Source organism: Streptomyces sp. NPDC050546 (assembly GCF_044457425.1).
Taxonomy (GTDB): domain Bacteria; phylum Actinomycetota; class Actinomycetes; order Streptomycetales; family Streptomycetaceae; genus Streptomyces.
Genome location: NZ_JBITGX010000017.1, coordinates 177,990 through 201,711 on the forward strand (window position 1 = coordinate 177,990; position 23,722 = coordinate 201,711).

The following is a 23,722-nucleotide window of genomic DNA, read 5'->3' on the forward strand; positions in this document are numbered from 1 at the left end:
TCTGGAGCTCGTGTATGTCCCGCATCGAGACGCCGCTGTCCTACGGCCAGCAGCGCATCTGGTTCGTCGAGCAGGTCGCGCCCGGGAACGTCGCCTACATCAACCCCGACGTCAGGATTCTGCGCGGTGCGCTCGTGGCCGACGCGCTCGGCGCCGCCGTCCGGACGGTCGTCGAGCGGCACGACGCCCTGCGTACCAGGATCACCCCCGCGACCGGCGCCCAGGAGCCCATGCAGTGGGTCGAGCCGGGGGCCGGACAACCGCTGGAAGTGGTGGAGATGTCCGCGGCGGACCTGTCCACCGACGCCCTGCGGCCGGACATCGAGGCCTTCGTCCGGGAAGCCGCCGCCCGGCCGTTCGACCTGGCGTCCGAGTCGCCGATGCGCACCTATCTGCTGCGCTGGAGCCCGACGCTGCACGCGCTGGTCGTGATCGGGCACCACATTGCGCTGGACGGCTGGTCCCTGACCAACGTCATCGAGGAGATCGCCCTCTTCTACAACCGCGAAGTCGGCGCCACGGACCGCAAACCCCGGGAAGTGACGGTCCAGTACCCCGAGTTCGCCGCGTGGCAGCGCGAGCACCTGGACGAGGACCGGGTCCGGGAGGAGGTCGAGTTCTGGCGAGGCTATCTGGAGGGGGCCCCCGCGGAGATCGAGCTGCCCTGGGACCGCCCGCGTCCCGAACGCCGCGACATGACCGGCTCCATGATCAACATCATGCTGCCCGACGAGATCCACGACGCGGCCCGGCAGCTCGCGTCCACGGCACGCTGCACCCTGTACATGGTTCTGGCGGCGGCGCTGTCCGTGGTGCTCACCAGGTACTCCGACCAGCGCGACGTCGTGCTGGGCACGCCGGTCGCCGGACGGACCCGGACGGAGTTCGAGTCCACCGTCGGACTCTTCCTGAACCTGATCTCGGTCCGGGTCCAGGTCGACGACGAGGCCTCCTTCCTGGACCTGCTCAAGTCCACCCGCGGCTCCAGCCTGAAGGCGATCCAGCACCAGGAACTCCCGTTCGACCAGATCCTCCAGGGCCTGTCGGTGCAGCGGCAGGAGAACGTCTCGCCGGTCTTCCAGGTCTCGCTGTCCGTCGCCAACCTGCCCGACCTGCCCTTCGAGCTGGCGGGTCTGGAGGCGACCGAGCACATCTGGGTCGAGCTGAGCGGCGCGCGATATGACCTCACGACGACGTTCGTGCCCGAGGCCGGGGGCCTGCGGCTGCGCCTCCAGTACGACACGGCCCGCTTCGACGAGAGCACCATGCGCACGCTGGTCTCCCACATCGGCCAGGTCCTGCTCCAGGCCGCCGGCACCCCGACGGTGCGGGTGGCGGACCTCGACCTCGCCTGCGAGGAGGAGAAGAACCGGGTCGGCGAGTTCTCCGGGCTGGGCACCGTCGAAGCCGCCGCCCGGCCCGTGCCGGACATCATGACGCGGTTCGCGGAGGCGGTGCGGAACTCGCCCGACCGGGTCGCCGCACGATCCTCGGACGACGCCCTGACCTTCCGTCAACTCGATGGCAGAGCCGACTCGTTCGCCGACGCCCTGGCCGCCGAGGGCATCGGCCGCGGCGATGTGGTCGCGGTCCGTCTGCCGCGCAACCTCGACTTCCTGGCCACCGTGCTCGGCGTCTGGAAGCTGGGCGCGGTCTTCCTCCCGCTCGACGCCACGCACCCCGCTCAGCGGATCGCGTTCATCCTCGACAACGCGAGCGCCCGGCTGGTGGTGACCGACGAGGACACCGAGGCCCTGTCCGGGGTCCGCACGGTGAGCCCGGCCGGCCTGCGGGATCGTACGGCCGAGCGGGCCGCCCGCCCGGAAACCGGGTCGGAGATGACCGCGTACATCATGTACACCTCGGGTTCCACGGGGGATCCGAAGGGCGTGGCCGTCGCCCGCACCGCGCTCTCCGCCTTCTGCGAGGCAGCCGTCGACCTCCTCGGGTTCACCTCCGACGACATCTCGCTGAGCCTGACCACCACCTCGTTCGACATCTCCCTGCTGGAGTACCTGGTGCCGCTGCTGGCAGGCGCCTCCGTCCACCTGCTCGAGGAGGGGGCGACCGACCCGGCGGCGGTCGGGCGGGCCCTGGCGGCGACTCCACCGGTGACGTACGTCGGTGGCACTCCCACCGTGTGGAAGTCCCTGCGCGAGGCGGGAGTCGAGGTCGCCGCCGATACCAGGCTGATGCTCGGCGGCGAGCCGCTGCCCGGCGAGTTCGCCGCCTACCTGGACGCGCGCGGTCTCACGTACTGGAACTTCTACGGACCGACCGAGGCCACGGTCTACTGCACCGTCCAGAGGTCCGGCGGGGACGGAAAGGCTCACGCCGCTCCGGTCGAGACGACCTCCTGCGTCGGCGCCCCCTTCGGCCTCAACCGGGCCTACGTCCTGGACGCGTCCTACCGTCCCTGCCCCGTCAACGTCCCCGGCGAGATCTTCCTGGCAGGCCCCCAAGTGGCCCAAGGGTATGTCGGGCAGCCGGAGCTCACGGCCAGCCGCTTCCCGCTCGACCGGATCGCGGCGGACGGCTACCGCCGCTACCGGACCGGGGACGCGGGGCGCTGGGACGCCCAGGGACGACTGCGCTTCCTGGGGCGGCTCGACACCCAGGTCAAGGTGCGCGGCTTCCGGGTCGAGCTGGAGGAGATCGAGAAACGGCTGGCGGAGTGCCCCGGCGTCGCCGACGCGGTCGTCGGCGTCGATCAGGAGAGCGCCGACCGGTTGATCGCCGGCATCATCCCCGACGGCGACGACCTGCCGGAGACGGCCGAACTGCGCGAGCAGCTCTCCCGGACGCTGCCCGCGTACATGATCCCGTCCCTCTACGTCAGGCTGGACGCGCTGCCGATGTCGGCCGCCGGTAAGCTCGACCGCCGCGGCCTGGCCGACACCACCAAGCCGGCGCCGGTCGCCGACCAGGACGGCGGCTCGCCCCACGAGCAGCTGATCCGCGGCGTGTTCCGGGACCTGCTGGGACGCGACGACATCGGACGCGACTCCAACTTCTTCGACCTGGGCGGGCATTCGCTGCTCGCCGTGCAGATGGTGCTGCGCTTCCAGGACATGTTCGGCGTCACCCTGGAGACGGCCGAGGTGTTCCGCTACCCGACCCCGCGGACCTTCGCCGAGCGGCTCGGGCGTCCGGAGTTCGTTCCGGAGCCGTCCGTCCCGCTGCGGACCGCGGGCGGCGAGCCGACGGTGATCTGCCTCCCGCCCGTCAGCGGCACGGCATGGAGCTTCGTGCAGCTGCTGCCGTATCTCCCGAAGCACATGCCCGTCCACGGTGTCCTGTCGCCGCTCCTCGAGGCGGACGGGCGATCCGCCGACCCGGCCGCCGTGCTGGAGGAGTTCGTCTCGGCCGTGGAGGACATCGACGTGCTGGGACCGGTCGTGCTGGTCGGCTGGTCCATCGGCGCGGCGCTGGCACCCGGCGTGGCGGCCGAACTCCAGGAGCGCGGCCATCAGATCGAGCACGTGGTGATGTTCGACGCCGCCGACCTCGACCTCGCCGGGCCGCCGCCGAAGGTGTCCTGCGGTCTCACCCACTTCCTGGCCGCCGACCGCACCTCCGTCCTCGACGGGCGGTACTGGGAGAGCCTCTTCGAGGGCGAGAAAGACACGATCGAGACCTCCGCACCGCACCTGCGCATGCTCGACCCGGACAAGCTGGCCGAATCCGGGCCCCGCCTGCGGAAGACGCTCATGGAGTTCGGTGACTGAGCCGACAGGGCCGACAGCCCCCGCCGAGCCGCTGACAGCACCCACGTACGGAAGAGGCCATGACTGAAGCCCTGGAAGGCACGCAGCACACCGACGACAGCGCGGACCTCCTGCCCCTGCGCGAACGGGTCGCCGCAGCCGTGGAGGCGGCCCGCACCCACGCCGAGGACGTGGACGCCGAGGGCCGCTTCCCGGCCGAGGCCGTCGCCGCGCTGAAGCAGCACCGGCTGCTGGCCCCCGAGCCCGTCCCGGGCCAGGGACTGTGGACCGCGCCGCAGGTCGTCGCGGTGGCCCACGCGCTCGGCCAGGCATGCGCCTCCACCGCCATGATCTGGGCGATGCACCAGGGGCAGATCCAGGCGGTCGCCCGCCAGCCCAAGACCAGTGACCCGGTGCGGGAGTTCCTCGACTCCGCGTGGGAGACCCAGCCACTGGTCGCGAGCCTGATGTCGGAGACCGGCGCCGCCAGTCCCCGCGAGAGCCGAGCCCACTGCCGCGAGGACCCGGACGGCAGCGGCGGGATCGTCATCGACAAGAACGTCTCGGTCTCCTCCTACCTCCAGCACGCCGACGCCGGACTGCTGGTCGCCAGGCGCTCGGCCGACGACGCGGTCACCGAGGGGGCGTTGGTGCTGGTGCACCGCGACGAACTGGTCATAACCCAATGGCGCGACTGGCAGGCGCTGGGCATGCGGGGCACGGGCAGCGGCGGCGGCCGGGTACGGGCCCGGACGCATCCCGACCGGATCCTCGAGGAGTCGTTCAGCGAGGCCTCGGCCCGCGTGATCATGCCCCTGTCGAACCTGGGCTGGGCCGCGTGCTGGCTGGGCATCGCCGAGTCCGCGTTCGCCACCGCACAGGACGCCTTCCGGCGCCAGCAGAGCAGGACCGCACCCGACGTCCTCACGGCCAGGACCATGCGGCTGGGCCGCGCGTCGGACACCATCGACGAACTCACCGAGCAGATCCACTCGCTCGCCGGCCGGTACGAGGAGCTGCGGGGCACCGCGAGCGACACCATGGTGCGCCGCTCGAACGCCCTGCGCCTGACGGCCGCCGCCCGGGCCAACGAGAGCGTGCTGGACTCCTTCCAGGTCATCGGAGTGGACGCCTACCGGGAGCCGACGGCGAGCAAATGGAGCCTGAGCCGTCAGATACGCGATGTGCTCTCCGCCCGGGTCATGATCAGCGAGGACCGGATCCGCCTCGGCAGCGGCCAGCTCGCCCAACTCCCGCGCAGAAGCAGCCTGCAGGACGCGATCGGCTGACCCGGCGGGACCGGACCGCCCGGCGTGCGGGGCGGCCGGACAGAGAACACATGTGCCGACAGGCGGCGGAGGACAGGCGTGGACGCAGTGACATCGCGATACGGCGGAGAGGTCCTGGAAACCGGCGAGCGGACCCTGGACCCCTGGGAGGGCGTGGACGCGGCGGCACTCGCGCGGGCCGTGCGCGAGCAGGCGGAGCGGGCGGTGGCGGGCATCGACGACATGGCGTCGTATCTCGCCCGCCAGGTGTCCGACACATCGCACCGTGAGGTCGTCGGCCCGCTCCTCGACGGACAGGGGGCGAGCGGTGTGGTGGTCCGGGCCGGCACGGTGCTCGCCTCATGGGGCGACCCCACGCGCGCCGAGATGGCCTACAGCGCCACGAAGAGCGTGCTGTCGCTGGTGGCGGGCATCGCCTACGACGACGGGGCGCTGCGTCTGGACGAACCAGTGTGCAAGACCGTGGACCTGCCCCAGTTCGACACACCCCACGGGCGGTCGATCACCTGGCGCCACCTGCTGGACCAGACCAGCCAGTGGGAGGGTGAGCTGTGGTCCAAGCCGACCTGGGTGGACGCGCAGAGCACCCGTGAGGGAACCGAGTCGGCGGGCGGACCGCCCGGCGCCGGCTGGGCGTACAACGACGTGCGCGTCAACCTGACCGCCCTGGCGCTCACGGCCCTGTTCCGCCGCCCCTTGCCGGACGTTCTCCGCGACCGCGTCATGACACCGGCCGGTGCCTCCGACGGCTGGTCCTGGCACGGCTACGACCACGCCGTGATCACCCTCGACGGCACCGAGGTGCCGGTGGTCTCCGGCGGCGCGCACTGGGGCGGCGGACTGTGGATCAGCGCCCTGGACCTGGCCCGCGTCGGCCTGCTCTGCCTGCGGGGCGGGAGGTGGGGCGGGCGGCGCGTCCTGTCGCGGCACTGGATCGAGGAGTTGTGGACGCCCTGCCCGGTCAAGCCCGAGTACGGCCTGTCCTGGTGGCTCAACGACCACGGAACGGTATGGCCCCGGGCCCCGCGCACCGGCCGCTGCGCCCGCGGCAACGGCGGCAACCACCTGCTGTGGGTGGACCCGGCACGCGACCTGGTGATCGCCTCACGCTGGGGGAGCGAGGTGGAGCAGTTCCTGACCGAGGTGTCGTCGGCGGTCCGGCCCTGTGCGCCTCACTCGGGGAGTACACCCGGGTGAACAGGGCCCGGGCCGGCAACGAGATCCGCTGGAAAGACGTTGATGTTAGGTTCCGTCAGGGAACCTTCCCCTGACCGTCGAGGGAGCCTGCCATCCCCACCGTCCCGCACATCGCACTCGACTCGGCCGGACCCGCGACCATCGACGGCCGCCACATCCGGGCACTGACCTTCCAGTCCGTACGGATGGAGTACCTGCGGCGCGTGCTCGAGGAGCTGAACCTCGCGGCGGCCGGCAGCCGGGCGCTCGTCGTCGGCAGCGGGCGCGGCCTCCTGGCCCGAGGCCTCGCCCGGCTCGGATTCGAGGTCGTAGCCGCCGATCCTTCCTCCGCCGCGACCGCCCTGGCCAGGGAAGCGGACGCCGGGCTGGGCGTCACATACCTGACGACGCCCGCCGAGGAACTCGACGTCCCCGACGACTCCTTCGACCTCGTGTACTGCGCCGACACCCTCGAGATCACCGAACGGCGGGACGCGGTCCTCCGCGAAGCGGCCCGTGTGCTGCGCCCCGGCGCGGCCTTCGTCTACGACACGGTGAACCGCACCCCCTTGTCCCGCCTCGTCTACCTAGGTGCCTTCCAAGCCTTCCCGGGCACACGGATCATGCCCCGGGGCCGATACGCCGCGCACCGGCTGCGCCGCCCGGCGGAACTTGCCGAGTCCCTCGACCGGGCAGGACTCGCCGCGAGGGACGTCTCGGCGTTCAAGCCGCGCGACGCACGCCGCCTGATGCGCGCGACGCGCGGGCGCAGGCGCGGCACGCTGACCGACGACCAGCTGCCGGAGCTCGTCGACATGGTGCTCGAACCGGAGGGCAGCCCGGTGGTGACGTACCTGGGATACGCGGTTCGCCGCGCATGAGCCACGGCCGGCCCCACGGACGGACGGCGTTGCGTCGGGTTCCGCGGGGTCGATCGCGAAGCAGCGCACCCGGTGCTGGGCCTCACATCGAAGTCAGATCATGAGCAGCAGCCGTGTATGCGCCACGAGTTTCCGGTTGACGCTGGTGCTCTGCACAAAGATGGTGAAGTGGTCGTTGTGGTCTGGCTTGACGCGAACTTCCGTGTCGGGCAGGCCGAGCAGAGCCCGGGCTTCGGGTCCCGTGTACACGCGGTCCGTCTTCTTCTCCAGGACCGCGATCTGCTTCTGCGCCTGGATCTTCTCCGATTTGCTCAGCTGGTAGAACGCCCCACCGGTCCGGTAGGCGTGTCCGCATTCGACGACCCATTCCTTGATGGCCGCGTCGCGAGAGACCGGGATCAATTGATACTTCGACGGATCGACCGGGCTGAGGCCGGCTGCCTTGATGGTGTTCTCGTTGACCGCTTCCGCGCCGGTGGAGAACACCGCGCGCGATCCCCGAATGCCCTGGGCGCGGCCCATCATGAAGTTCTCCGTGGCCTGCCGGATGACCTGCCCGGCCTCCTCCAGGCCCTGTGTGCTGGTGGCGTCCCATATGGCGATGTTGTCCTTGGGGAAACCGCACTGCATGGCCTCGCGCTTGCCCATCTGGTCGGGCACCAGGACGGCCAGCGTCCAGTTGTCCTGCTGCGTCGCGATCATCTCGGCCACGGCCTGGACCAGTTGGCGTGGGTTCTGGCCGGAGAAATCCCCGCAGCGGTGGCTCGCGTTCTCCTGACCGTCGGTGAGCACGAACGTCAAAAAGCTGTGGTCGCCATACAGTTGCGCGGTCTGCGCCAGCTCCCGCTGCGACTTCAGTGCGGCCGCCAGGAGCGCCGTCATTCCACCGGTACGGTACAGCTGCTTCAGCGACGGCATGCGCAGCACGTCCTTGTCGTAGATGACGCACTCCACCTTGTCGGCGAAGACGTACACCGTGACGCGGGTTTCCTGGTCCAATTCCCTCGAACGGCGGGCGAGATAGGCGATCTGCTGGTCGGCGACCTCGACGACCTTGCGGCTCAGGTGCGACATGGACGAGCTGGCATCCAGCACTAGAGCAACGTGGTTGATGTAATTCTGGCTTCCGGTCATCACAGCTCCCCCTTGTTCCGACTTGATGCTCCGATCCTCTCACCCACCACTGACAATCGATCTTGGTCCGCCGGCCTCAGGACAGCAGCATGCGCGTCCAGACCACGGCCAGCAGCGTGCCGACGAGGGTGAACAGGCTCTGCACGACGGCGGTGACGGGCATCCGCAGACGGGTGTGCACGACGGCGCTGGTCGCCGCCACGGCCGGAACACCCCAGACGACCAGCCACGTCAGGACCGGGACGTCCCGGGAGTGCGCGGGCTGCGCCGAGTACGGCGACTGCGCGCTCCCCATGCCGACCATGAAGAACAGCAGCGCGGCGGCGGCGACGATGACCGCGTCCGCGACCAGGAAGAGCAGGCCGACGGCGATGTCGATCAGCCGGGAAGGGCGTTCGCGTCCGGGAGGCGCATCGGAGGGAGGGTCGTCCGTGGACGGTGAGGCCATGGCCCGACTGCACCACGGAATGCCGCGTTCGGCACCGCCCGAGGCGTGAATGACCCCGACTGTGACCATCGGCCTCCTCAACGAGCGCCCGGCAGCGGATGCCTCTCTCCCTCGCCGAAGGCCGCCGAGTTCGCCGCAGTGACCAGCAAGGACAGCAAGGACAGCAAGGAAAGCAAGGAGCCGGCCGAGCGGACATCGTGGGACTCAAGCCCCGCGAAGGGCGCCGTGACGGCCTCCGGCAGAGGCGACGGCACCTTCAGCCGGCTCTCAAGGCATTCGGCCACGGCCGGCAGGTCGGCGGCTGGCTTGCCGAGAAGCACCCTCTGTTCCTCGCCGACGTCACCGGCGACGTCACCCCGGACATCGTCGGCGTCGGCGGCACGGGCGTATACGTGGCCCGCCCACCGCCCACCGCCCACCGCCCACCGCCCACCGCCCGCCGCGCGCCCTGCGGCGAGGCACTCGACCTGCTGTGACACACAGCACGGATGTGGTGCGGAACCGTTGGAATGCAGGAGAGCGGTCAGAAGGTTGGTATATACATCCGACTGTGAGCCTGTGAGGTACTCGTGAACCACTCCGCCCCTGAGCAGCCCGCCGACGTCGTCGCCCGACTGCGCGCCACCTTCCGCACCGGACGCACCAAGTCCGAGGAGTGGCGCACGGCCCAACTGCGACGACTGCGCGACATGCTCACGGAGAACGGCGCGGACATCGCCGCCGCTCTCCACGCCGACCTGGGCAAGAGCGCCACCGAGGCCTATCGCACCGAGATCGACTTCACCGTCCGGGAGATCGACCACACCCTCGACCACCTCGCCGGCTGGCTGCGCCCCGAGCCCGCCCCGAGCCCGGTCCACCTCGGTACGGACGTGACGGTCTGGACGCAGTACGACCCGCTCGGCGTCGTTCTCGTCATCGCGCCCTGGAACTACCCCGCCCAGCTCCTGCTCGCCCCCGTCGTCGGCGCCCTGGCCGCGGGCAACACGGTGGTCGCCAAGCCGAGCGAGCTGGCCCCCGCCACCTCCGCCGTCCTGGCCCGGCTGCTGCCGACGTACCTCGACACCGACGCCGTCGCCGTGGTGGAGGGAGGGGTTCCCGAGACCACAGCCCTGCTGGCTGAACGTTTCGACCACATCTTCTACACCGGCAACGGCACGGTCGGCCGTATCGTGCTGCGCGCCGCCGCCGAGCACCTCACCCCGGTCACCCTCGAACTCGGGGGAAAGTCACCTGCGTTCGTCGACCGCGACACCGACCTGGCCGTCGTCGCCGACCGGCTGGCCCGCGGCAAGTTCCTCAACGCCGGACAGACCTGCGTCGCCCCCGACTACGTCCTGACCGATCCGGAGACCGCGGCGGCTCTGGAACCACTGCTCGCGAACGCCGTGAAGGGGCTGTACGGCAGCGACCCGGCCGCCTCCGGCGAATACGGGCGGATCATCAACGAACGGCACTTCGACCGGCTCACCGGCCTGCTCGACTCCGGCCGCACCGTCGTGGGCGGCACGAGTGACCGGACGGCGAAGTACCTCGCGCCCACCGTCCTGGCCGACGTCGACCCCGACGCGCCCGTCATGCGGGAGGAGATCTTCGGCCCGATACTCCCGATCGTCACGGTCCCCGGTCTGGACGAGGCGATCGACTTCATCAACGACCGGGACAAGCCGCTCGCCCTGTACGTCTTCACCGAGTCCGAAGGGACGCGGCGCCGGTTCGCCGCCGAGACCTCCTCGGGCGGCCTGGGCCACGGCCTGCCGCTCGCCCATCTCACCGTCTCCGACCTGCCGTTCGGCGGGGTGGGGGAGAGCGGCATGGGCAACTACCACGGCCGCTACTCCCTCGAGACCTTCAGTCACCGCAAGGCGGTCCTGAACAAGCCCCTGCGCTGACGCATCCAGTGCGGCGCCGGTTCTCTTCACAACACCGCTCATGTCCGTACCGTTGGGCGTTGAACGGCAGTTGGCGTGCAGTCGGCTCTTCCGTGAGCACATGTACAGCACGCGGCCTCCCGCGCGCAAAGTTCTCCCCGCACCATCGGCATGTCCTCGACATCGACCAAGGAAGTGGCTGTGAGAACACACCGAACCCGGCGCAGAACCGCCGCCCTCGCCCTGTCCACCGCCGCGCTCTTCCTCCTGGCCCTGGCCCCCACCCGGGCCGGGGCCGTCGGCGGGGACCTGCCGATGGTGAAGCCCGTCGGCGAGACCCCCGCCCTCTACGACGACGAGGCGGGCGGCAACTCCGACGCCGACGATCCGGCGATCTGGCGCAACGCGGCCGACCCCGGCCGCAGCCTCGTCCTCGCGACCGCCAAGGAGGGCGGACTGAAGGTGTACGACCTGGACGCCCGCCTGGTGCAGTCGCTGCCCGCCCCCCGTCCGCCCGCCGAGGGCGACGCACCTGGCCGGTACAACAACGTCGACCTCGTCACCGGTCTGCGCACCTCCACCGGCCGGGTCGACGTGGCCGTGGTCAGCGACCGCGGCAACGACCGGCTGCGGATCTACCGCATCGACCCGTCCAGGTCCGGCGGCCCACTGACCGACATCACCGACCCCGCCGCCGCCCCGGTCTTCTCCACCGACCAGGCCGAGATCAACGACCAGCGCACCGCGTACGGCCTCGCCACCTGGCAGGACAAGTCCACCGGGCGTACCTACGCCCTGGTCAGCCGGCGAGAGCGGACCCGCCTCGCACTGGTCGAGCTGACGCCGACCGCGAGCGGGACGGTCACCTACCGCAAGGTCCGCGCTCTCGACCTGCCCGCGTCCTTCCGTCTGCCGAACGGCACGATGTGGTCCCCCTGCGCGGAGCCCGGCGAACTTCCACAGGTCGAGGGCATGGTGGTGGACCCCGCCACCGGCACGCTCTACGCCGGCCAGGAGGACATCGGCGTCTGGCGGATACGCGCCGACCTGACCACCGAGCCGGTCCTGGTGGACAAGGTCCGCGAGTACGGCGTCCCCGGCGTCTACGACGAGGCGACCGAGGAGTGCACGGCCGGCGCCGACCCCGGCTTCGGCGGCAAGCGGCTCTCCGCGGACGTCGAGGGCCTGACGCTGTTCCAGGAGCGGGACGGCGACGGCTACCTCTTCGCCTCCAGCCAGGGCGACGACACCTTCGCCCTCTACGACCGTGAGATCAGCGAGAACAACGAGTACGAGGGCGGCTTCCGCGTCGGCGCGGCCTCGCCGACCCTCGACGGGTCTGAGGAGTGCGACGGCGCCGCCGTACTGAACGCACCGCTCGGCAGTCGCTACCCGAACGGCCTGCTGGTCGTCCAGGACGGTCACGAGACCCCTGAAGTCCCCGCCGGAGAGGGCGGCTCGCGCACCGCGACCCCGGCTTCAAGTTCGTCGACCTGCGCGACGTGGTGGACGCCGCCGACCTGTAAACCGGGGTCAGCCCACGGCCGGGGTGCGCAGCGGTTCGCCGACACTCCTGAGGTGGCGCAGCGCCTCCCGGTACGAGGCGATCAGCCCGGTCCGGTGGTACGGGATCCCCAACTCCGCGCAGTACCGCTCGGTGATGACCTGCGCCCTGGCGAGTGCGGGTGTCGGCATACTGGGGAAGAGGTGGTGCTCGATCTGGTAGTTGAGCCCGCCCATGAAGGTGTCGACCAGCGCGCCGCCTTGGACATTGCGCGAGGTGAGGACCTGGCGACGCAGGAAGTCCAGCCGGGTCCCCTCTTCGATCATCGGCATCCCCTTGTGGTTGGGTGCGAACACCGAACCGAGGTAGATGCCGAACAGGCCCTGGTGGACTGCGAGGAAAAGGAGCGCCTTGGCGGGGGACAGGACGGTGAACAGGCCGCCGAAGTACACCACAAAATGAGCCACGAGCAGCGTTCCCTCGAGTGCGGGCCTTTTCACCGACGGACTCTTGAGAGCCCGGAAGCTGCTGAAGCTCAGATTCAGACCTTCCAGCGTCAGCAGCGGAAAGAAGAGCGCCGCCTGGTGCTTTCCGACGAAACGCGGCAGACCCCGGGCCCTGCGCGCCTGCCGACGCGACCAGACGAGAATGTCCGGCGAGACGTCCGGGTCCTTTCCCTCGTGATTGGGGTTCGCGTGATGCCGGGTGTGCTTGTTCATCCACCACCCGTAGCTCATGCCCAGCAACAGGTCGGCGACCAGCAGTCCCCCTGCCTCGCTGGGCCGCCGGCGGGAAAAGACCTGCCGGTGGGCGAGGTCGTGGGCGGCCAGTCCGAGTTGTCCGAAGACCACGGCCAGCGCGACGGCGACGAACAACTGGCCCCAGCTGTCCCCCAGTGTGAGAAACGCCCCGATACACGCCGCGAGAGCGAGGGCGACCAGTCCGAATCGGACCGTGTAATACAGCGGACGGCGCCGGAGAAGCCCGGCCTCGGCCATACGCCGAGACAATTCGGAGAAGTCGCTTCCCCTGTTCTGCTGCTGTCCATCTCCTCGCGTCGACGGGTCCACCGGAAGCGCCAATGATTTGGTCATGGGGCTCAGTATTCAGACCCTTCTCCTGCGGCAGAATGGCGTCCGCCCCCAGAACGAGGTGGAGTTAACGCCACCATCGTTCCGGGGGAAGACCGCAGCCAGGCCCCTTTCGCCGACACATCTCACCGTTGCCGACGGTGAGCGAGCGCGTCGCCTGGCGCGGGGCGCCGGGAGCGTCTCCTCTGGTGAGTCGAAGGTTTCTGACCCAGGGGGCCGTCGGGGACATCGACGCGTCCGTGTTCGCGCCGTGCCATCGATACTGGCGCCGTTCCGGGCACACAGCACGCCGGTGACGGGAACCACGGAGACACTTCTCGTTGCGGCTGCAGACGCACAGCTCTCCAGGGTCGACGCCCGGCCGGCGCGGTCGGCGACATCAGCTTGCGCAAGGGCGACCGCGTGGGATGAGGGTCGTGAACGGAGGGACCAAGATCACAGAAGCATTTCGGGCATTTGCGGCTTCGATCTTCACGGAAGGCTCACAAGTTGGCTAAGTTGACCACTGTCTGCACGAGTTCCACCGATTGGCTGGCGGTCTTGTGCACTCGGATGAAAGGAGCGCCCATTCCATGGCGCCGGAACGAACCTCGCGCCTCGGAGTGACCGGCATCGCGGACAAGGTGAACTCCCTTGCCTCGGTGGCCCTCACTGTCGAGGCCCGGCTCTCGCGATCTGGTGGTGCCCGCGTTGGCGACTGAGAGCGAGACGCCGAGCCCTGACGAGGTCCGGCGGTATGTCGACAGCCTCTACGACCGGGCCGAGAGCGACTCGGGCACGTTCAACGCGACCCGCGCTGCCTCGATCCCGCGCCAGCGGGGTCCGGCCGCCCGCGACGGTTCCCGTGAGGACGCGGAGCCCGCGTTCGGAGCGTTTGCCCGGCAATGGTTCGACGCCGCCCGTACCAAACTGGGCCCGACGGTACCGGCGTCGCTGCCGGACAAGAGGTTGCCGGCCCGTCCCGACCGCGCGCCCCAGGCAGCGCCATCTGCGCGCCCGGCGGAACGTCCCGCAAAGCCTCTCGCCCTCGAAGCGCCCAAGGCGTCCACCAACGGTGCGTGGGAGCTGACCGGCGGATCGGCTCAGGCACCGACGACTGCTGCCCTCCCGCAACTCTCCGGGCGGCCCGTCGCACCCGGTGCGGCAGACAATCCCCAGCAGGACGAGAGCGCCTGGCGTGTCGATGAGCGGTCGGCCCCCGGCAACAGCACGGCGGCGTGGCCGCGGTACGAGCCCGGAGCAGCGGCCTCCTCGGAGCACGGCCCGGTGCCCGCGCTGCAGCCCACTGCGGCGCTGCCCACCGGTCCCGTTCCTCTCGCGGCCTATGGCACCGGTCTGCCGGACATCCCTGAACCTGCCACGGCAGCGCTTGCTCCGGCGCTCCCCGCTGAGCCGACGACCACACCCGCCCCGACGACACAAGCCACGACTGCGGCATGGGAAGCCACCTCCACCACCGTCACATCAGCCACCTACGACGGATCCTGGCTGTCTCCGGCCACCCCCCACAGGACCCGGGCTGAGCGGGTGATCGCCTTCGCCCGAGCACAGATCGATCGGCCCTGCGTGTGGGGCGCTGTCGGGCCGGGATCGTACGACGCCCCCGGCCTCGCCCAGGCCGCGTGGAGGGCCGCCGACGTCACGCTTCCACGAACCACCGAGGCCCAGTGGAGAGCGGGAACGCAGATCTCGCTCGCTGATGCCCAGGTCGGAGACCTGGTCTTCTTTCACGACGACCTCAGCCACGTCGGCATCTGCAGCGGCGAAGGCACGATGATTCACGCCCCGGGTCCAGGAGCGCGCATCCGTGAGGAGTCGGTCTTCTTCGCCGGCCGGTCGGCGATCAAGGGCGCGATCCGCCCGGCGTGACGCCGACCCGCCAGCTGGGCGAACGCATGGTTGGTACGAAGCCGGGCATCTCCGAGCGGCAGGACCGAAGCGGCAGACGCCTCGGTTCGCCGCCTGGAAGTCGCTGGGTCTCCTCTGCATCGAGGGCGTCGAGCAGCTTGCTGGCCGCCTCGGCGACATCGGGGTCGATGGAGTTGGTCAGCCCCTCGACGACCTGACAGCCGGCTAGCACCGCCTCATGCGCCTTGACTTCCCACTGAACCTTACGCTGGTCCAGGAGTTCGATTCCATCTGCTTGGTGGCCCGAGCGATTGCCACGAGGGACGACGCCCGTGGCACCGGTCTCGGGCGTCGTCTGGTCACGGCGTTCGCCGAAGCAGCGCAACGTCACGGTGCACGACAGTTGAGGGCGATCACGTCATCGCGAACACCGGCTCAATCGCCTTCCACCACAGTCTCGGCTTCAACACCTCGAGTCCGCCCAGCACCGCTCGGTGCAGCCGACGCCACAGGCCGACCTCGGTCCATGCCGTGAAGCGGCGATGTGCGGTGGCGGGCAACGTGCCGAACGTCGGCGGCAGATGCCGCCAGGCACAGCAGTTGGTCAGCGCGTACACCACTGCCGTGAACACGGCCCGCTCGTCACACGGAGCGGTCCCACCACCTTGCGGACGTGCAGCGAACGACGGCAGCAACGGGGCGGCCAGCTCCCAGAGTTCATCAGGAACCAGACTCTTCGATAGATCAGCATCCATGACCGGCGTCATGCCGCACGAACATCAAGTCACGTGAGACAACCTCTAAGCCTTGATTGGTGCGGCCGCCCTGGCGGCCTGCTCGATCTTCGCGCAGTAGGCTGCACGAGCTTCTTCGTCGATCTGCTGCTCGTTTTCGGCGCGCACCCCGGTTCGGCCGTCGAGGCCCTCGCGCAGGATGTCGGCGTGCCCGGCATGCCGGATGGACTCGCCAAGGACATGGACCATGATGGCGAACAGGTTCGTGTTGGGATAAGGCTCCGGCCACCACGGCACGTGGCCGGGGGTGTCGAGGGAAAGCTCGTTGATCGTCGCGTCCGAGTGTTCCCACGTGCGCCGGTAGAACCCGATGATCTGATCGCGGGTCTCGTCCTCGGTCGCCCACAGATCGCTGCCGTTCGAGTCCTGCCACCGGGGCAGCGGTTCCGGGGAAGGGCGGTCGAAGACCTCCCCGAAGTACCTGGCCTCGACGGTGGCCACGTGTTTGACCAAGCCGAGGAGGTTGGTCCCGGTCGCTGTCAAAGGTCGGCGGGCGTCGTATTCGGACAAGCCGTCGAGTTTCCAGAGCAGCGCCTTGCGGTCCCGCCGCAGTCTCCCGTGCAGGTTGTCTTTCGCGACTTCATTGATCATGCGGCATGAGCCTGTCATGGGCCGCTCGTGGTCTCAAGATCCCGTTACGTGGCCCACAACGACTGGCAGAGCCGAGGCCTGGCGATGGCCGCCGCCCTGACCTGCTACAAGAAGCTCGCGGAACTTGCCACGTGAAGGCAGGCCCGTGACCGGTTCGGCGCTCGAGTGCCGACGATGTCGGCTGGTACGGGGGCCGCCTCTCGGCGACCCCCGCTTCGAGAAATGCGCGAAGACGTACTCGTGCTGGGGGAGGAGAACAAGGAGGACATGGACCTCCGGGCTACCACGGTCAAGGAAGCCGAGTTCAACGACCCGCGCAAGCCGCACCCTGGAGGAGCACCTCGGTCTCTATCCCGCGTACATCCGTCTCCAGGCCGCCAGCTCCCACCGAACAGCCGGGCGAAGTGTCAGAGAGCGCCGGAGTCGGCGATGGTGACGGTGGCCGAGGTACGGCCGGATCGCGAGCCGTAGCCCTCGATCTTCCGTACGAGCTCCATGCTGCTCTCGTCGGCGACCTCCCCGAACACGACGTGCTTGCCGTCAAGCCACGACGTCACGATCGTGGTGATGAAGAACTGAGAGCCATTGGTGTTCGGGCCGGCGTTGGCCATGGAGAGCTGGCCTGGCTTGGTGTGCTTGAGCGTGAAGTTCTCGTCGGCGAACTTCTCGCCGTAGATGCTCTTGCCACCCGTGCCGTCGCCGCGGGTGAAGTCACCGCCCTGGAGCATGAACTCCGGGATGACGCGGTGGAAGGAGGAGCCCTTGTAACCGAAGCCCTTCTCGCCGGTCGCCAGCGCGCGGAAGTTCTCCGCGGTCTTGGGGGCGACGTCGTCGAACAGGTTCATGTTGATCCGGCCGGCAGGAACATCGTCGATGGTGATGTCAAAGAACACCTTGATAGTCATGCCCCCATCCTGTCATCTGGCAGTCCGCATCTACCCAAGCACCCCGGGGTCCCTTCCGCCCACCCACAGACCGCGTGGCACCGAGCCGCGGGACCGCGCAGAGGCGGTACTCAATGTCGGCCACATCAGAACAGTCTGTCGACAATCCGCCGCCGTACGGCCTTCTCCTGATCGGGGTTCTTCCGCCCGCTCGTATTCGGTCAGCGCAATGCCGGCCAGGTGGCCTTCCCCTCCGAGGGCGGATGGGCGTACCGTGGTGCGCCTGTTGGGCCGAGATGCCTGCCGCGCGCGATGCTGGTGGGGCACAGAACGGGGGACAGAGTTCGGCTGCTTCCCGCGAGGCAGCTGAGCTGCTCCCGAGCAGTTCTCCACCGTCATCCCCGCGCAGGTCGGTGTGACACCTGGCAGCGGCCCGCGCCGATAGCCGAGGCCGCCCCGACAAACAGGCTGAGCCCGGGCCGCGCGCCGCCGACGTCGTCCAGGACGGCCCCCTCCCGACGCAGGCGCTGCTCCCCGACCGGCGCCGAAGCCCCGACAGGGACGCAGGGAATCAACTGACTCCCACCAGCCCGTCTCGGGCACGGTCAATCCTTTCCCCGACGGCTGTACCGGGTTTGCCCGGCCATGATCGTGGCACGCCTCGCTGCGTGAGGTCCGCGCTTTCTCGGCGGCCACCGCCGACGATCTTGCGCCCGGCTTCCCGGTACCCGTCGTTGCGCGCCGACGACAGCAGCCGGTCGGCACGCCCTTCGCCGCCGACCGGCGAACGGCACAACCGAGGGAGGTGGGTGATGCGAGCGAGGTGGACAGGGTCGCGGAGCCTCGGGGGGCAACGCTGACCACCCCGCTCGTCCGGCGAGGAGGGCTTACCGGGCGCTAGGTCACGGTTGCTGGAATGCGACCTCGGGATGCGTGGCCTTGGGGCCGTCGAGGAGCGGCTGCGACATGCCCCGCAGGTGAAGGTCGAAGAAGGCTGACACGTAGTCGCGGGTTATGCGCCACCCGCGTTCTCCCGACAGCGGTGTGGCAGGGTCCGGCAGGCCCAACTGCCCGGCCAGATACGGCAGGTCCGTGAAGGAGAAGTGTCCAGCGCCGGCCACGGTCAGCCAGCGTTTCCAGCCGTTCAGGTGATTCCACACGTTGGGCCAGTCGGTCGTCGGGCTGTTGGGGCTGTGAGTGGACTCGGCGCCGAGCATCATGAACGGGCGCCCGCCGGGATTTGCCGCCGCAGGGGGGAGAGAGAAGTTACCGTCCAGGTCGGCCCCCGCCCGCACACGACGGTCGGCGGCCATGGTTGCCGCCGCCGTTGCACCCCCGATCGAATGCCCCCCTATTCCGATCCGGCGCGGGTCGATCACATGGGACAGCGTCCCGGCCCGTCGGCCGTTGGTCAGCTCGCTGATCACGAAGGACATGTCCTTGGCCCGGCCGCGCACAACAGCCGCCCGCTCCTCCAGAGTGTCGTCCCGTTCGCAGGCCACACAGGTCAGCATCCGGCCCCCGGGGAAGGCGGTGCCGACGGATTCGTACGCGTGGTCCACCAAGGCGACGACGTAGCCGCGACTCGCTAGATCGTCGGCGATCGAAGTGAGTGTGGTACGAGGCATCGAGAAGCCCGGGGAGAGCAGCACCAGGGGGAAACGCCCCGGCGCCGGACGAGTGCCCACGTGCGCATGGGTACGCGCCCCGGCAACCGTTTCGTGGGGCACGCCGCCGCCGAGTCCCCTCGCCTCCAAGAGGAGCTGCGCCTCCTCGTCGGTCATATATGCCGCCGGCAGTCCACTCGCCGAGCGTGCCGGGTAGGACACCGTCACCATCAACTCCCGGTTACCGGCCGTCGGCACCCATGGATCGGTACGGTTCGGGTCGACCAGGTGCAGGGTGCGGCGGCCCACGGGGTACGGACCGGTGGGGGACGGTAATTCCAACTCTCTGCCATACGGGACTTGGGGCGCGGCCTGCGCGGCATTGACGGAGGCGGCCGGTGAGGCGCCCAACAGCGGCGCGGACAGAGCCAGGGTGAGCAGAGTGGCCACAGTGGCCCTGCGACGTCTGGAGATCATGCAGTCGAAGCTAGGCCCTGGTTCTCCACAACGCGTCCGGCTACAGGGGTAGTTGGTCGTAACCCTCTCGGCGGATCCCGTCAGACCCCGGTATCAGACAGACAAGGGCGCGGTCTGCACGGTGGAGACACGCTGATGAGGACATCACCGCCCATTCAACCGCCACGACCGCCAACCCGGCGAACCTATGCGGTCAGAGCGCTAGCCGATCCTCCACGCCATCGGCATGGAGGACCTTGCTCCGCTGGGCGCGGCCGCGGGCGATGGCAGTGCTGGTGCCCAGAGGCCTTTACCCCGGGACCCACACCGGAACGTACGGGTACCGTGAACTGCGGCACGCACTGCCGATGCTGCTGGCCGCCCTGCACGGCCGCCGGAGCCGGTAGCCCGGGGCCCGGCTGACAGCCCACCCCCGCACCGCTACGGACCCGTGGACCATGAACTCCTGCGCCGGGCCATCAGCCGCCTCGCCCGAGCACCTCGCCGGCATGCTGCTCACCGCCTCACCGCCTCACCGCCTCACCGCCTCACCGCCTCACTGCCGCAGTCGGCAACGCCGACGGAGTCGTCGTCGCCTGCGGCATGAACCGCGCATCCCGCTGGCGAGTGAACCTTGAACCCCTACCCGTGGTCAGGGCCCCACGGCGCGCCACACACGTCTTCCAGGTGTGGGACTCAGCCCCGGCCACCGCGATGACCCGCGACCTCAACCGGTACCGCCCTTCGTGATGCGCTTGCTCAGCTCCGCAGCCGTCAGGCTGCCCGGCTCCCGGCTCAGATGCACGCTCTCCCTGGCGGCGTGTTGCAGGGCCGCGTTCACCGGGGTGGGCACGCCGTGCTCCCGGCCGAGCAACACGATCTCGCCGTTGAGGTAGTCCGTCTCGATCGATCCCGCGCGCCGCGCCAGGCTCTGCCAGGACGAGCCGCGAGTGGGCTCGCCGGCGATCGGTTGCGGGTCGACCGTCCCGCTGCGCAGTTCAGTGATCTCGGCCCCACTCGCGTAGGCGATGCCCGCGGCATCGAGGGCTGCGGCACCCTCGGCCTGCGCCCGGGCCATCAGGTCCCGCTCCATGGCGGCCGAGGCAGTGCCGCACACGGCCTCGACCACGTTGGCGAGGTTGCCGAGGAGTTTGCCGTACTTCCAGCGCATCACATCCGTCGCTACCGGAGCCAGAAAGCGGGCCTTCTCCAGGTCGTCCGCGATCCGCCGGGCAGCGCCGTCCGTGCCCGTGCCGTACCGGCCGATGACCAGGGCGCCGGTGTACGGGCCGCAGGGCGCGACGACCTCACCCGGGTTCAGGTGCGTGCTGGGAAGGACGACGCACACGCCGTACACCTCGCGGAACCGGCGCAGCGCCAGGCGCTCGTTCTCCACTCCGTTCTGGGCGCACACCAGCGCCAGGCGTTCGCCGGCCGTGCCGCCACCCGCCACCGGACGCGCGGACCACGCGTCCAGGGCGGCCACGCTGTCCTGGGTCTTGACGGCGAGTACGAGCACATCGTCCGCGCGCAGTTCGACGTCCTGCGGCCGTGCCACCACCGGCACGTCGAGGTTGAGTGTGCCGGTAGGCACCATGAGCCGCAGCCCGTTGTCGCGCAGCGCTTCGTAGTGTGCGCCGCGGGCGACCAGGACGACTGACTGGCCGCTCTCGTGCAGCCGCCCCCCGATCGAACCGCCGACTGCTCCGGACCCGACGATGATGTAGCGCATACCGCTCCCTGGCTCTCCGCTTCCGGTGGCGTACGACTCGAAGCAGGTTTGATCCGCTGTCAGTTGACAGTCGCGCGGTCGTCCTCGCCACGGTGTTGGGTCCACCGAACACCTGCGGCGTACCACCGGGCGAGGTCCTGAGCCCGCCGCTCGACCTCCCGGTCGTCGGAGCCTGTCAGCACGTAACTCGTTACGTACACACTGGACTTCGATTCCCCGTGATACGCCGTGCCCACCGTACCCGCAAGCGTTCCTCCGGCACGAAGAAGAGCGGATTCACGCGCAGGCCCGCGAGCGTGTCCCGACCGGCCTGTACCCGCTGGCCGTGCTGTCCGACTGCGTCGCCTACGCCTCACCGGGCCAGAGCCCGCTGGAGTTCCGGCCGTACACGACCTCCGGGCAAGCCGCAGCCGGGCGGGATCCGTCTCGGGCTCACCCCTGGCCTGGCCAAGCTGGAGGGTGTCCAACCGATGCTGTGGGCGGTCGACCTGTTGGAAAGGGCCTCAACCCGGCCCGCCACATCAAGGGTGGCGACGCCGTCCTGGGCGAAGGCGCTCGGCGTCGATGATGACCTGATGGTTGGTCGAGTACCGGTAATTCTTCGACTGCTCGGCGATCTCGTGGTCGCGGGTGGGGATCAGTGTGCCGTCCGCGATCAGCACGCTCTCCTTGCGGAACCGCCTTGGCGGCTGGAGCGAAAGTAGGGGAGCGAGGTGGTTGACGATGCAGTTGGCCGCGGACTTCGAGATCCCGAGTAGCGGAGCGAGCCGCCGCAGCGTCAGGTTCGTGCGCCAGTAGGCAACGACGAGCAGCACCCGGTCCTCCAGCGGCAGACTCCACGGCCGGCCCTTGCGGACCGGGTCCGCACCCTCGCCCCGCAGCGCGATGACCAGCTTGCCGAACTGGCGCGGGCTCAGCCCGGTGAACGGGACGATCCAGGAAGGCTCCGACGCCGTGATCACACCAGCCACAACAAGATCGTCTCATGCGTGACCAGCGGTCTTTGCAGCAGTCTTAGCTGCTCAGAGGCGAGCCCCATGCGGGATCGTGCCACGACTTCCCGGTCAGGCCGGTGAGCAGATGCTCCGTCGTGATCAAGGCGAGGTCTTGCGCCACCCCAACTGCGGTCAGGGCAGCGCTGAGTCGTGCAGACGCCTCCTCCGGCACCTCCAGGTCGTTGAGAATGAGAAGGGGAAGAAGCAACAGAAGGCGGGCGGCAGGCTCGTCGACACCGTCGGCTTCTGGTGCGGGGTTCTCGGCGATGCGGACCAGTTCCCGCCACGCCAGCCCGGTCCCTGAGAGCTCCCCCTCCCAACTGGCGATCTGCTGGGCGTAGCTCTGATCTGGATGGATGAGCAGGAAGTCGATGCCGTAGTCGCCGACCAGGTTGCGGAAGACCACCACGACTCCGGAGCCGTCCGCACTGGGCACCCGGAGCACCGGCCAGCGTTCGGGATCGAAGAGGATTTCGGACAAGGAATCGACATCAGCGCCTTCCTCGCCGAACCACTCCGGAACGGGGCGCTCGGCATTGGCCCCACCAGCGCAGATCTCCGACAGGTAGTTCGACCAGAAGCCCGGGCGAGCCAGCAGTGACTCCCCTGCGTCCAATGGGCCCTCGTATCCCTCAATCAACACCCCGTAAGCCTGTCACCAGCCACTGACATGGCTCGTCCCGGGGGCACGGGGGGGCACAGGGGCACAGGGGTCCAGGCAGTTGCGGGACAGCCCTTAGGCTCGCCTCCATGTCCGAGCCAGCCCCTGACCCCCGCGTGCAGTCCTTGATCAACCACCTCCGGCCGGGGGCCGTGAGAACGGTGAAGGTCACTGGGTTCGACGGAGCGGACGTCCTGGTGCAGCTCGTAGATGCCGAAGGAGGGGCGACTGAGATCGGTCGGATTCCTCGGCACGAAGCGTCGATGCGTCGGGTGGAACATCCAGCGGAGCTGTTTGAGGTCGGCCAGGAGATCGAGGCCGAAGAGATCGGGCGGTGGCGCGAAAGTCAGCTTCATCTCTCCGCCAGGGCGTGCGAGATTCCGGCGCTGCGATCCTTCCTGCTCGCCTTTGAACGAGGGCAGGTCGTGGCTGGGACGGTCTCCGCGGTTCACAACTTCGGGGTCTTCGTCCACGTCGATGGCGAACCGGACGGCCTGTGCACCGGCTTCATCCGGGTGCCCGACCTGACGTGGGGCTGGATCAACCACCCCTCCGAGGCAGTCGAGGCCGGCCAGCGGATCACCGCTGAGGTGATCATTGCCGAGACTCGCTCCGGGCAGGTCACACTCTCGTTGAAGGCTCTGCAGGAAGATCCACTCATTCGGTTTGCGGATCAGGCCGGCCGAGTCCTCACAGGGCCGATCACCAAGATCGTCCCCTTTGGCGTATTCATGCGGCTTGCTCCCGACGTCATGGGGTTCCTCCACCTCTCAGAGCTGACTGACGAGCCGGTCGAGACCTCAGATCGGCTTGTCGATGAAGGCGAGCTGATCACGGTGAAGGTCGCCGAGGTCGATCTCCAGCGTCACCGGGTGCGTCTGTGCGCGGCCGGCGGAGCGGACACCTCCCACGAAGCGTGACCACTCGGTGCCAACAAGCATCTCCCGCTGACCAGAAACGCCAGCTCACCCAGTCCTGGTGATTCCAACTATCGCGTCCTGGCTCATCGGACTCGCGGCGCCGGTTCGGCGTGTACCGGACGGGCAACCGGGG

General features: G+C 69.3%; 16 protein-coding genes and 5 pseudogenes. 11 read left to right on the plus strand and 10 right to left on the minus strand.

The genetic code is table 11. The features are described 5' to 3' along the window. Positions 1 to 14 precede the first annotated feature (14 nt). The 4 genes from ACIBK5_RS34595 to ACIBK5_RS34610 all read left to right on the plus strand — a co-directional run bounded on the left by ACIBK5_RS34595 (position 15) and on the right by ACIBK5_RS34610 (position 7,053). Entirely contained in the window at positions 15 to 3,728 is a 3,714-nt protein-coding gene (locus ACIBK5_RS34595) for an amino acid adenylation domain-containing protein (RefSeq protein WP_399025897.1), read from the plus strand. Between the two features lie 59 nt (positions 3,729 to 3,787). Then, positions 3,788 to 4,996 carry an acyl-CoA dehydrogenase family protein gene (locus tag ACIBK5_RS34600; protein WP_399025898.1) on the plus strand — a complete coding sequence of 403 codons (1,209 nt, stop codon included), beginning with the start codon at positions 3,788 to 3,790 and terminating at the stop codon, positions 4,994 to 4,996. A gap of 78 nt (positions 4,997 to 5,074) precedes the next feature. Further along, the gene (locus tag ACIBK5_RS34605) at positions 5,075 to 6,193 is read left to right on the plus strand and encodes a serine hydrolase domain-containing protein (protein ID WP_399025900.1); all 1,119 of its coding nucleotides are present in this window, start codon (positions 5,075 to 5,077) and stop codon (positions 6,191 to 6,193) included. Positions 6,194 to 6,378: 185 nt separating this feature from the next. Further along, positions 6,379 to 7,053, plus strand: coding sequence for a class I SAM-dependent methyltransferase (locus tag ACIBK5_RS34610; protein ID WP_399025902.1), 675 nt, complete (start codon positions 6,379 to 6,381; stop codon positions 7,051 to 7,053). A 93-nt stretch (positions 7,054 to 7,146) separates the two neighbouring features. Here ACIBK5_RS34610 and ACIBK5_RS34615 read toward each other — a convergent pair whose 3' ends face one another. Together ACIBK5_RS34615 and ACIBK5_RS34620 are read right to left on the minus strand one after the other, a co-directional pair. Then, a complete protein-coding gene (locus tag ACIBK5_RS34615) occupies positions 7,147 to 8,187 on the minus strand; it encodes a VWA domain-containing protein (protein ID WP_399025904.1) in 1,041 nt (346 codons plus the stop codon). 76 nt (positions 8,188 to 8,263) lie between these two features. Next, a complete protein-coding gene (locus tag ACIBK5_RS34620; RefSeq protein ID WP_399025906.1) occupies positions 8,264 to 8,635 on the minus strand; it encodes a hypothetical protein in 372 nt (123 codons plus the stop codon). A 197-nt stretch (positions 8,636 to 8,832) separates the two neighbouring features. On the opposite strand from ACIBK5_RS34620, the gene ACIBK5_RS34625 reads away from it, so the two are divergent. The 3 genes and pseudogenes from ACIBK5_RS34625 to ACIBK5_RS34635 all read left to right on the plus strand — a co-directional run bounded on the left by ACIBK5_RS34625 (position 8,833) and on the right by ACIBK5_RS34635 (position 12,032). Further along, positions 8,833 to 9,111, plus strand: coding sequence for a hypothetical protein (locus ACIBK5_RS34625; RefSeq protein ID WP_399025908.1), 279 nt, complete (start codon positions 8,833 to 8,835; stop codon positions 9,109 to 9,111). Between the two features lie 93 nt (positions 9,112 to 9,204). After that, positions 9,205 to 10,527 carry an aldehyde dehydrogenase family protein gene (locus ACIBK5_RS34630; protein WP_399025910.1) on the plus strand — a complete coding sequence of 441 codons (1,323 nt, stop codon included), beginning with the start codon at positions 9,205 to 9,207 and terminating at the stop codon, positions 10,525 to 10,527. A 180-nt stretch (positions 10,528 to 10,707) separates the two neighbouring features. Further along, positions 10,708 to 12,032 (plus strand): annotated as a pseudogene (locus ACIBK5_RS34635) (phytase). A 7-nt stretch (positions 12,033 to 12,039) separates the two neighbouring features. On the opposite strand, the gene ACIBK5_RS34640 reads toward ACIBK5_RS34635, so the two are convergent. Then, complete coding sequence (locus ACIBK5_RS34640) at positions 12,040 to 13,104, minus strand: fatty acid desaturase family protein (RefSeq protein WP_399025913.1); 1,065 nt, start codon at positions 13,102 to 13,104, stop codon at positions 12,040 to 12,042. A 687-nt stretch (positions 13,105 to 13,791) separates the two neighbouring features. Here ACIBK5_RS34640 and ACIBK5_RS34645 point away from each other — a divergent pair. Together ACIBK5_RS34645 and ACIBK5_RS34650 are read left to right on the plus strand one after the other, a co-directional pair. Further along, a complete protein-coding gene (locus tag ACIBK5_RS34645; RefSeq protein ID WP_399025914.1) occupies positions 13,792 to 14,970 on the plus strand; it encodes an NlpC/P60 family protein in 1,179 nt (392 codons plus the stop codon). A 241-nt stretch (positions 14,971 to 15,211) separates the two neighbouring features. Beyond that, positions 15,212 to 15,414, plus strand: a pseudogene (locus tag ACIBK5_RS34650) (GNAT family N-acetyltransferase); the annotation flags it as partial. 41 nt (positions 15,415 to 15,455) lie between these two features. Here the strand turns inward: ACIBK5_RS34650 and ACIBK5_RS34655 are convergent. From ACIBK5_RS34655 to ACIBK5_RS34675, 5 genes and pseudogenes are all read right to left on the minus strand, one after another. Beyond that, positions 15,456 to 15,716 (minus strand): annotated as a pseudogene (locus tag ACIBK5_RS34655) (transposase); the annotation flags it as partial. 33 nt (positions 15,717 to 15,749) lie between these two features. After that, a complete protein-coding gene (locus tag ACIBK5_RS34660) occupies positions 15,750 to 16,334 on the minus strand; it encodes a DinB family protein (RefSeq protein WP_399025916.1) in 585 nt (194 codons plus the stop codon). Between the two features lie 407 nt (positions 16,335 to 16,741). Next, positions 16,742 to 17,239, minus strand: a complete 498-nt coding sequence (locus ACIBK5_RS34665) for a peptidylprolyl isomerase (RefSeq protein ID WP_399025918.1) — start codon at positions 17,237 to 17,239, stop codon at positions 16,742 to 16,744. Positions 17,240 to 18,120: 881 nt separating this feature from the next. Further along, positions 18,121 to 19,302 (minus strand): alpha/beta hydrolase family protein, encoded by a 1,182-nt coding sequence (locus ACIBK5_RS34670; RefSeq protein WP_399025920.1) that lies wholly within the window; start codon positions 19,300 to 19,302, stop codon positions 18,121 to 18,123. A gap of 706 nt (positions 19,303 to 20,008) precedes the next feature. Next, entirely contained in the window at positions 20,009 to 21,013 is a 1,005-nt protein-coding gene (locus ACIBK5_RS34675) for a ketopantoate reductase family protein (RefSeq protein WP_399025922.1), read from the minus strand. 304 nt (positions 21,014 to 21,317) lie between these two features. Here ACIBK5_RS34675 and ACIBK5_RS34680 point away from each other — a divergent pair. After that, positions 21,318 to 21,581: pseudogene (locus tag ACIBK5_RS34680) on the plus strand (transcriptional regulator); the annotation flags it as partial. Here ACIBK5_RS34680 and ACIBK5_RS34685 read toward each other — a convergent pair. Both ACIBK5_RS34685 and ACIBK5_RS34690 read right to left on the minus strand, forming a co-directional pair. After that, a pseudogene (locus ACIBK5_RS34685) lies at positions 21,568 to 21,984 on the minus strand (transposase family protein); the annotation flags it as partial. The pseudogenes ACIBK5_RS34680 and ACIBK5_RS34685 overlap by 14 nt on opposite strands. Positions 21,985 to 22,027: 43 nt before the next feature. Continuing rightward, positions 22,028 to 22,624, minus strand: coding sequence for a hypothetical protein (locus ACIBK5_RS34690; protein ID WP_399025924.1), 597 nt, complete (start codon positions 22,622 to 22,624; stop codon positions 22,028 to 22,030). A 134-nt stretch (positions 22,625 to 22,758) separates the two neighbouring features. Here ACIBK5_RS34690 and ACIBK5_RS34695 point away from each other — a divergent pair, with 134 nt between their 5' ends. Continuing rightward, positions 22,759 to 23,589, plus strand: a complete 831-nt coding sequence (locus tag ACIBK5_RS34695; RefSeq protein ID WP_399025925.1) for a S1 RNA-binding domain-containing protein — start codon at positions 22,759 to 22,761, stop codon at positions 23,587 to 23,589. The last annotated feature ends 133 nt before the right edge of the window (positions 23,590 to 23,722 follow it).